The organism is Acidovorax sp. SRB_24, from assembly GCF_012931925.1.
Window position 1 is genome coordinate 31,640 of sequence record NZ_MWOM01000036.1, and the last position, 8,476, is coordinate 40,115.

Genomic DNA, 8,476 nt, shown 5'->3' on the forward strand with positions numbered 1-8,476 from the left:
TTCCAACCTTTTTTTGACCGTGCCGCCCGCTTCGCTGCGCGGCCCCTCCCTGCATGTCCGCACCGTTCCTTGCCGAAACCCGGCGCCGCCGCACCTTTGCCATCATTTCCCACCCCGACGCAGGCAAGACCACGCTGACGGAAAAGCTGCTGCTGTTCTCGGGCGCGATCCAGATCGCCGGCGCCGTCAAGGGCCGCAAGGCCAGCCGCCACGCCACATCCGACTGGATGGAGATCGAAAAGCAGCGCGGCATCTCGGTGGCCAGCTCGGTCATGCAGATGCTGTACCGCGACCATGTCATCAACCTGCTCGACACGCCCGGCCACAAGGACTTCAGCGAAGACACCTACCGCGTGCTCACCGCCGTCGACTCGGCGCTGATGGTGATCGACGCGGCCAACGGCGTGGAAACGCAGACGCGCCGCCTGATCGAGGTCTGCCGCCAGCGCGACACGCCCATCATCACCTTCGTCAACAAGATGGACCGCGAGGTGCGCGACCCGCTCGACATCCTCGACGAGGTCGAGCGCGAGCTGGGCATGCCCTGCTGCCCCATCACCTGGCCGGTGGGCCAGGGCAAGTCGTTCGGCGGCATCATCAACCTGCGCACGCAGAGCATGACGGTGTTCACCCCGGGCAGCGACCGCGGCCCGAAGGACTTTGAAGTCATTCCCTTAGCGCAGGCCGACAGGCTGCGGGCACGCTTCGGCCAGACCTTTGACCATGCGCTCGAGAGCATGGAACTGGCCGTCGGCGCCTCGGCCGCCTGGGACCACGAGGCCTTCCTGGCCGGCAAGCTCACGCCCGTGTTCTTTGGCTCGGGCGTCAACAACTTCGGCGTGATGGAAGTGCTCGACGCGGTGGTGGACATGTCGCCGCCGCCGGGCCCGCGCGTCAGCACGCTGCAGGTCCACAAGCAGCCGGTCATCAAGACGATCCACCCCGAAGACGAGGGCTTCTCGGGCGTGGTCTTCAAGGTGCAGGCCAACATGGACGCCAACCACCGCGACCGCATCGCCTTCGTGCGCCTGGCCTCGGGCAAGTACACGCCCGGTATGAAACTCAAGGTGCAGCGCACCGGCAAGGAACTGCGCCCGACCAGCGTCGTCACTTTCATGAGCCAGCGCCGCGAGGCGGTCGAAGAAGCCTATGCCGGCGACATCATCGGCTTCACCACGCACGGCGGCGTGCAGCTCGGCGACACCATCACCGACGGCGCGGCGCTGCAGTTCACCGGCCTGCCGTTCTTCGCGCCCGAGATGTTCATGACCGTGGTGCTGAAGAACCCGCTGCGCACCAAGCAGCTGCAGCAGGGCCTGGCCCAGCTCGGCGAGGAAGGCGCGATCCAGGTGTTCAAGCCCGACGCGGGCGGCAACATGCTGCTCGGCGCCGTCGGCCAGCTGCAGTTCGAGGTCGTGCAGCACCGCCTCAAGACCGAATACGACGCCGACATCCGCCTTGAAGGCTGCCAGTACACGGGCGCGCGCTGGATCACCGCCGACAGCAGCGCCGACCTGCGCGCCTTCACCGACGCCTACCCGCTGCGCCTGGCGCACGACGCGGCCAACACCCTGGCCTACCTGTGCACCTCGCCGTACGACGTGCGCCTGGCGCAGGAGCGCTTTCCGAAGATCCACTTCCACCCGCTGCGCGAGCACGCGGGCCTGGCGCTGGACACCAACCACTGAGCGCGCCGCCATGACAGCCTTCCTGCGCGCTCTGAGCGAATGGCCCGCGCCGGCCCCCGGCGAGCTGCTGGGCGTGCTCACCGACATCGACGACACGCTGACCACCGAAGGCCTGGTGCCGCCGCCCGTGGTGCAGGCGCTGGCCGACCTGCACGCGGCGGGCCTGCATGTGGTGCCGATCACGGGCCGCCCCGTGGGCTGGAGCGAGCCCTTTGCCCAGGCCTGGCCCGTAGACGCCATCGTGGCCGAGAACGGTGCCGTGGCGCTGCGCCGCAATGCCGGCGGTGGCCTCGACCGGCTCTACCAGCAGGACGAGGCCACGCGCACGCGCAACTTTGCGCGCATGCAGCAGGTGCTCGCCGAGATGGAGGCCACGGTGCCCGGCGCCGTGCGCGCCACCGACTCGGCCGGGCGCGAGACCGACATTGCGATCGACCACAGCGAATTCACGCACCTGCCGCAGGCGCAGATCGACCAGTGCGTGGCCCTGATGCGCGCCGCCGGCATGAACGCCACGGTGAGCAGCATCCACATCAACGGCTGGTTCGGCGCGCACAACAAGCTCGAAGGCGCGCGCTGGATCGTGCGCACGCTGTTCGGCAAGGACCTCGACGCCGACCTGGAGCGCTGGGCCTACATTGGCGACTCGACCAACGACCAGCTGATGTTCGCCCACATGCCGCACAGCTTTGGCGTGGCCAACATTGCGCGCTTCGTGCCGCAGCTGGCGCACCTGCCGCGCTACGTCACGCCGAGCGAGCGCGGCGACGGCTTCATCGAGCTGGTGCAGGCCATCTTGTCCACGCGCTGAAGCGCGCTATCCAAGGCATAGCTACCAGCGCCGGCATCCGTTGGCTTTGGGCAGTAAAAGTGCTTGAAACCCGCGCCCGCACTGTGCAGGCAGCTCCTGCAATTGAAAAAGCCCGCACGGCCTCCACCGTGCGGGCTTTTTCATGGCGTGCCTGCTTCAGGCGCCGACGATGGACGACACGTCGAGGATGTACATCTGGCGCTGGCCTTCGTGCACCGAGTCGATGCACACCTGGCGGCCGTCGCGGCTCCAGCGCGGGTGCAGGTCGCAGCGGTTTTCCTTGCTCAGATCGGGCGTGGCGTAGAAGCTGCCGAGGTTGCGGCGCTCGCCGGTCTGCATGTCGAACAGGAACAGGAAGCGCTCGTGCGTCTGGTCGTCCGGGTAGGTGTCACTGAGCATCCAGCGCGTGCTCACGGGCGAGAAGGTCATGTGGCCGTTCTCCACCAGCACGCCGCGGCCGATCACCTGCACGGCGCCACCGTCCACATCGTGGTAGAGGTGGTAGTGGATCTCGCCCGCGTGCGGGCCCCAGACGATGATGTGCTCGTCGTCCTGCCACAGCGGGTGCGAGATCTGGTATTCGGACTTTTCGTAGTCGAACGTGCCGACGGCGCCGGGGTCGAAATCGTCGGCCAGCTGGGGCAACGGGTGGTCCGAGCATTCGAGCAGGCGCATGCCCGAACCGTCGGGGTTCATGGTGACCAGGCGGTGCAGGAAGCAGGTCTCGTCCTTCACGCGCTCGGTCCAGCGGTGCAGGAACAGGATGCGCGAAGAGGCCGGGTTGACTTCGATGTGGCTGACCCAGTGGATCGCCTTGTCCATCGACGGTACATGGTGGAAGGCCTTGAGCTGGGCGTAGCTGACCAGCAGCTGCGCCGCGCCCGTGGCGACGTCCATGCGCCAGATGCCGTCGTCCGCAGGCGCCAGCGGCAGCTCGCACGGGCCGCCCGCTTCGCTGTAGCCGATGGTCTCGTGCGTCACGTACAGGCGCCGGTAGTCGACCGACAGCGCCCAGGCGCTGCTGGGCGCGACCACGTAGACCGGCATCGGCAGCACGCGGCGCGCTTGCGTGTCGATGTCCACCACCACGGCGCCAAAGCCCGGGTAGCGCGCCGCTCTGTCGCCCGTGCGGTCGTTGTAGACCAGCTGGCGGCCCGGCGCGCCGTCGAGCCACTGCAGCTGGCTGCCCATCTGCCAGTTCCAGGCATAGGTCTCGCCCACGGCGTGGAAGCGGTCGCCGTCCCCGGTGTCGAAGTAGCCGATCGTGGCCTTCGCATCGGGCGTCAGGAGCTGGTCCATCCAGGGCGTGCGCTGGCCGGCCACCAGGCGATTGCCGCGGTCCCAGTTGGACTTGTTGTAGTAGCCAAAGAAGTGGTGCTGGCTGCCGTCGCCCACGCGGCGGCAGGGCACATACGGGGCGGCGGAGGCGGGGGTGTCAGGGGTCATGGGAATCAACAATGCAACAGCAAAAAAGCATCTGCCCGGCAGCGGGCCGGGCAGCACAAGGCACAGGGGGCGCCAGCGCGGCCCGTGTGCGCGTTCAATCGGCCGAGACGTGCCCTTCCTGGATCACGCGGTCCCAGCGGGTCTTTTCGCTGGTCACGAAGCGCGTGGCGTCGGCCAGGCTGTTGGCCACGGCGCTCATGCCCTGGTCTTCGAGGCCCTTCCGGAACTCGGGCGTGTTGACGACCTTGCGCACGTCGGCGCTGATCTTTTCGACCACGGCCTGCGGCACCTTGGAGGACACGGCCACCGTGGTCCACGAGGTCGCTTCGAAGCCGGAGATGCCGGCCTCGGTGGCGGTGGGGACGTCGGGCAGCGCGGCCAGGCGCTCCTTGCCCGTCACGGCCAGCGCGCGCAGCTTGCCGCCGCGGATGTGCGAGAGCACGGTGGGCGGGTTTTCGAACATCAGCTGGATCTGGCCGCCCAGCAGGTCGTTGAGCGCGGCCGAGCTGCCGCGGTAGGGCACGTGCACGATGGGCGCGCCCGACTGCAGCTTGTAGAGCTCGCCCATCATGTGCACCGACGAGCCGACGCCGGCCGAGCCGAAGTTGACCGTGCCCGGCGCCTTCTTGGCCATGTCGGTGAGCTGCTTGAGGTCCTTGGCGGGCAGCGCGGGCGAGGCCACGACGACGTGCGGCATTTCGGCCAGCACGGTCACCAGGCGCAGGTCGGTGGCGGGGTTGTACGGCAGCTTCTTGTAGATGCCGTAGGCCGCGTGCAGGCCGATCGAGCCCACCATGAGCGTGTAGCCGTCGGCCGGCTGGTCGACCACGTACTTGCCGCCCAGGTGGCCGCCCGCGCCGGGCTTGTTCTCGACCACCACCGGCTGGCCCCACAGGCGGCCGAGCCGGTCGGCCAGCATGCGCGCCTGCACGTCCGAGCTGCCGCCGGCCGTGAACGGCACGATGATGCGCACGGTCCGCGCCGGAAAGGCCGGCTCGGCGGCGGTGGCTGCGCCCATGGCGCCCAGGCCCAGCGCCAGCGCGCCCAGTGCCACGCTCCTGCGGGTCCATTGCATCTTCATGTGTGTCTCCTGTGCGGCCAGTTCGGGCGCGCCATGGTTGGGAAAAATGCAGTGTAGGAGCCGGCGGGAATTCTTGAAAATTCAATTTCTTCGGTCACCCATACCGTTTTGATATACATTGCGCAGCGTCTTCCCGCCCTGCCCTGCCATGCCGCGCCCCCTGAACTTTCGCCAGATCGAGGCCTTTCGCGCCGTCATGCAGACCGGCACCACGACGGCCGCGGCCGCCATGCTGCACACCACGCAGCCGTCGATCAGCCGGCTGCTGGCGCAGATGCAGTCGGCCTCGGGCCTGAAGCTGTTCGATATCCAGAAGGGCCGGCTGCGCCCCACGCACGAGGCGCGCGAGCTGTTCCAGACCGTCCAGCGCCACTTTCTGGGGCTCGAGCGCATCGAGCAGAACGTGGCCACGCTGCGCCAGTCGGGCACCGGCGAGCTGCGCCTGGGCTGCACGCCCGCGCTCGGCCTGAGCGTGATGCCGGCCGTGGTGCACGCCTTTTTGCAACAACACCCGGACGTGCATGTCAGCCTGCAGACCATTGGCACGCCACAGCTGCGCGAGGGCCTGCTGCACGGCCAGTTCGACCTGGCGCTGAGCACCATGGCCATGCGGCATCCGCAGCTCGATGCGACCACGCTGCACCGCGGCAACGCCGTCTGCGTGATGCACCCGGCCCACCCGCTGGCCGCGCGCAAGGCGCTGCACGTGCGCGACCTGCAGGGCCAGGTGCTGCTGACCCTGCACGCCGACGACGAGATCTACCTGCAGCTGCAGGACACCATGCAGCAGCATGGCATCGCGGCGGCCTCCACGGTCGAGACCACCTATTCCGCCACGATCTGCATGCTGGCCGCGCAAGGCACGGGCGTGGGCGTGGTCAACCCGTATGTGGCTGCGGTGTTTGCGCCGCAGCTGCGCACCGTGCCGCTGCAGCCGCGCTGCCCGGTGGAAGTGGTGCTGGCCTTCCCGCCGCAGTCCGCGCCCTCGGCCATGGCCGAGCGCTTCGCGGCCCTGCTGCAGGCGCATTTCGCGGCACTGCGCGGCGCGGCCGGCTGAAGCGCTGCGGGCGCGGCGCCGTTATTGCGCCTTCGCCAGGCCCAGCTTCTCGATCAGCGCCTTCTCGCGCGCGAACGTGTCCTGCGCGAACTTCTGGTAGGCGGCGCTGCCCATGTACATCGGCACCATGTCGTAGCGCGCCAGGGCCGCCTTGTAGGCGTCCTGCTCCATGGCCTGCTTGAAAGCGTCGTGCAGGCGCTTGACCACCGCGGACGGCGTGCCCTTGGGCGCGCCGATGCCGAACGGCGAGTTCTGCACGATGTCCAGGCCCAGCTCCTTGAGCGTGGGCGCATCGGGGAACTTGGCCAAGCGCTCGGCGCCCCAGGTGTTGAGCACGCGCAGCTTGCCGGCCTCGACCTGCGGGGCGAAGCCCGTGGAGTCGGCCGCGGCCATGATGTTGCCGCCCAGAATGGACTGCATCAGGTCGGCGCTGCCCTTGTAGGGCACGTGCAGCAGTTCGATGCCGAGCTGCTGCGCGATCAACTCGGTCGTCAGGTGCGGACTGGTCATGGTGCCGGTCGAGCCGTAGCTGAGCTTGCCCGGGTTGGCCTTGGCCCAGGCGACGAAGTGCGTCCAGGTCTTGAGCGGCGAGTCGGCCGGCACGACGATGCCGAACGCGTAGCCGGTGACGTTGATCACGTAGCTGATATCCTTGACCGGGTCCCAGTTGATCTTGGTGGTGTAGGGCAGGCGGAACACACCGAGCGGGATCTGCGCTACGGTGTAGCCGTCGGCGGCGGCCGTCTGCAGCGCCTGCGCAGGCAATGTGCCGCCAGCGCCGGGCTTGTTGTCGACGATCACCGGCTGGCCCAGGATGCGGCTGGCGTTGTCGGCCAGCGCGCGCATGGTGATGTCGGTCGGGCCACCGGCCGGGAAGGCAATCACGAGCTTGATGGGCTTGGTCGGGAACCCGGTGGCCTGGGCCTGGGCGCCGAGGGCGGTGGCGACCAGGGCGGTGGCACCGAGTTGGATGAGATGGCGGCGCTGCATAGCGTCTCCTTGTGTCAGGGTGAAAAAAGAAGCGAGGCCGCATTGCAGCGCACCTGCGGCGGCCGCGATAGGCCGAAAACCCTGCCCTGCTGTCGCCCAGGCGCCAATGCCGCCCCGGCGCGGCCCGCTCAGGCCTTGTAGGTCGACAGCAGGATGCTGGTCTCGGTGTTGGCAATGCCGGGCGTCTGGCGGATGCGGCCGAGCGCGCTGTCGAAGGCCTCGAGGCTTTCGGCGCGCAGCTCGGCCACGATGTCCCAGCGGCCGTTCGTGGTGTGCAGCGTGCCGACCAGCGGCTCGCCGCGCAGCGCGCGGATGACCTCGGGGGCGGCATTGCCTTCGACGGCGATGCTCATCCAGGCGCGGATGCGCTGGGGCTCTGAGTCGGGCCGCAGCCGGACCGTGTAGCCGACGATGACGCCGCTGTCTTCGAGCTTGCGCAGGCGGTTCTGCACCGTGCCGCGCGACACGCGCAGGCGCTGCGCCAGCGTGGCGACGGGCGTGCGCGCGTTGGCGCGCAGGATGCCGAGGATTTCGCGGTCGGTGTCGTCCATCTTGCCCATAACGCCAGCTCCCTGAAGCATTTCGCTATTTTTATCCGCATTTGTGCCGTTTTGCTGGCTATGTGTTGGCACAGCACCGCGCCAGAATCGGGCAACGCCCCCGGAGACGCTGCCATGACCCGCCTGATTGACCTGCCCACGCTCGCCCACCTCGTGCACGGCATCGGCGTGCCGCGCTTCATGGCCCTGCTGGCCGAGCGCATCGAAGCCGACTTTGCGCGCTGGCCCGCATTCGACAAGTCAGCGCGCACCGCGAGCCACAGCGCGCGCGGCGTGATCGAGCTGATGCCGGTGGCCGACGCCACGCACTACAGCTTCAAATACGTCAACGGCCACCCGTTCAACCCGGCGCAGGGCCTGCCCACGGTGATGGCCTTTGGCGTCCTCGCCGAAGTGGCCACCGGCTATCCGCTGCTGCTGGCCGAGCTGACGCTGACCACCGCGCTGCGCACCGCCGCCGCTTCGGTCGTGGCGGCCCGCGCGCTGGCGCGGCGCGATAGCCGCAGCATGGCGCTGATCGGCAACGGCGCGCAAAGCGAATTCCAGGCGCTGGCCTTCCACGCGCTGCTGGGCATCGCCGAGCTGCGCGTGTTCGATGTGGACCGTGCGGCCACCGACAAGCTGGTGCGCAACCTGGCGGCCGCCGCGCCGGCCTTGCGCGTGCGGCGCGCGGCCTCGACGGCCGAAGCCGTGCGCGGCGCCGACATCGTCACCACGGCCACCGCCGACAAGGCGCGCGCCACCATCCTCACGCCCGGCATGGTCGAGCCCGGCATGCACCTCAACGCCGTCGGCGGCGACTGCCCCGGCAAGACCGAGCTGCACGCCGACGTGCTGCGCGGC

8 protein-coding genes are annotated in these 8,476 nt (G+C 68.8%); 4 read left to right on the forward strand and 4 right to left on the reverse strand.

All coding sequences use genetic code 11. The annotated features are described in order from the left end of the window. The first annotated feature begins 53 nt into the window (after window positions 1–53). Together B2J89_RS13300 and B2J89_RS13305 are read left to right on the forward strand one after the other, a co-directional pair. Window positions 54–1,688 carry a peptide chain release factor 3 gene (locus B2J89_RS13300; protein ID WP_169169572.1) on the forward strand — a complete coding sequence of 545 codons (1,635 nt, stop codon included), beginning with the start codon at window positions 54–56 and terminating at the stop codon, window positions 1,686–1,688. A gap of 10 nt (window positions 1,689–1,698) precedes the next feature. Further along, complete coding sequence (locus B2J89_RS13305) at window positions 1,699–2,499, forward strand: HAD-IIB family hydrolase (protein WP_169169573.1); 801 nt, start codon at window positions 1,699–1,701, stop codon at window positions 2,497–2,499. A gap of 156 nt (window positions 2,500–2,655) precedes the next feature. Here the strand turns inward: B2J89_RS13305 and B2J89_RS13310 are convergent, their stop codons facing one another. Both B2J89_RS13310 and B2J89_RS13315 read right to left on the reverse strand, forming a co-directional pair. Further along, on the reverse strand, window positions 2,656–3,945 hold the full coding sequence (locus B2J89_RS13310; RefSeq protein ID WP_240965017.1) for a hypothetical protein: 1,290 nt from the start codon (window positions 3,943–3,945) through the stop codon (window positions 2,656–2,658). A 94-nt stretch (window positions 3,946–4,039) separates the two neighbouring features. Then, window positions 4,040–5,026 carry a tripartite tricarboxylate transporter substrate binding protein gene (locus B2J89_RS13315; RefSeq protein WP_169169575.1) on the reverse strand — a complete coding sequence of 329 codons (987 nt, stop codon included), beginning with the start codon at window positions 5,024–5,026 and terminating at the stop codon, window positions 4,040–4,042. A 148-nt stretch (window positions 5,027–5,174) separates the two neighbouring features. On the opposite strand from B2J89_RS13315, the gene B2J89_RS13320 reads away from it, so the two are divergent. Then, window positions 5,175–6,083 (forward strand): LysR substrate-binding domain-containing protein, encoded by a 909-nt coding sequence (locus B2J89_RS13320; protein WP_169169576.1) that lies wholly within the window; start codon window positions 5,175–5,177, stop codon window positions 6,081–6,083. A gap of 21 nt (window positions 6,084–6,104) precedes the next feature. Here B2J89_RS13320 and B2J89_RS13325 read toward each other — a convergent pair whose 3' ends face one another. Both B2J89_RS13325 and B2J89_RS13330 read right to left on the reverse strand, forming a co-directional pair. Then, window positions 6,105–7,073 carry a tripartite tricarboxylate transporter substrate binding protein gene (locus B2J89_RS13325; RefSeq protein WP_169169577.1) on the reverse strand — a complete coding sequence of 323 codons (969 nt, stop codon included), beginning with the start codon at window positions 7,071–7,073 and terminating at the stop codon, window positions 6,105–6,107. A 128-nt stretch (window positions 7,074–7,201) separates the two neighbouring features. Continuing rightward, window positions 7,202–7,633, reverse strand: a complete 432-nt coding sequence (locus B2J89_RS13330; protein WP_169169578.1) for an Lrp/AsnC family transcriptional regulator — start codon at window positions 7,631–7,633, stop codon at window positions 7,202–7,204. A gap of 114 nt (window positions 7,634–7,747) precedes the next feature. Here B2J89_RS13330 and B2J89_RS13335 point away from each other — a divergent pair. After that, window positions 7,748–8,476 (forward strand): ornithine cyclodeaminase (locus B2J89_RS13335; protein ID WP_169169579.1); only part of this gene is annotated, 729 nt, incomplete at its 3' end.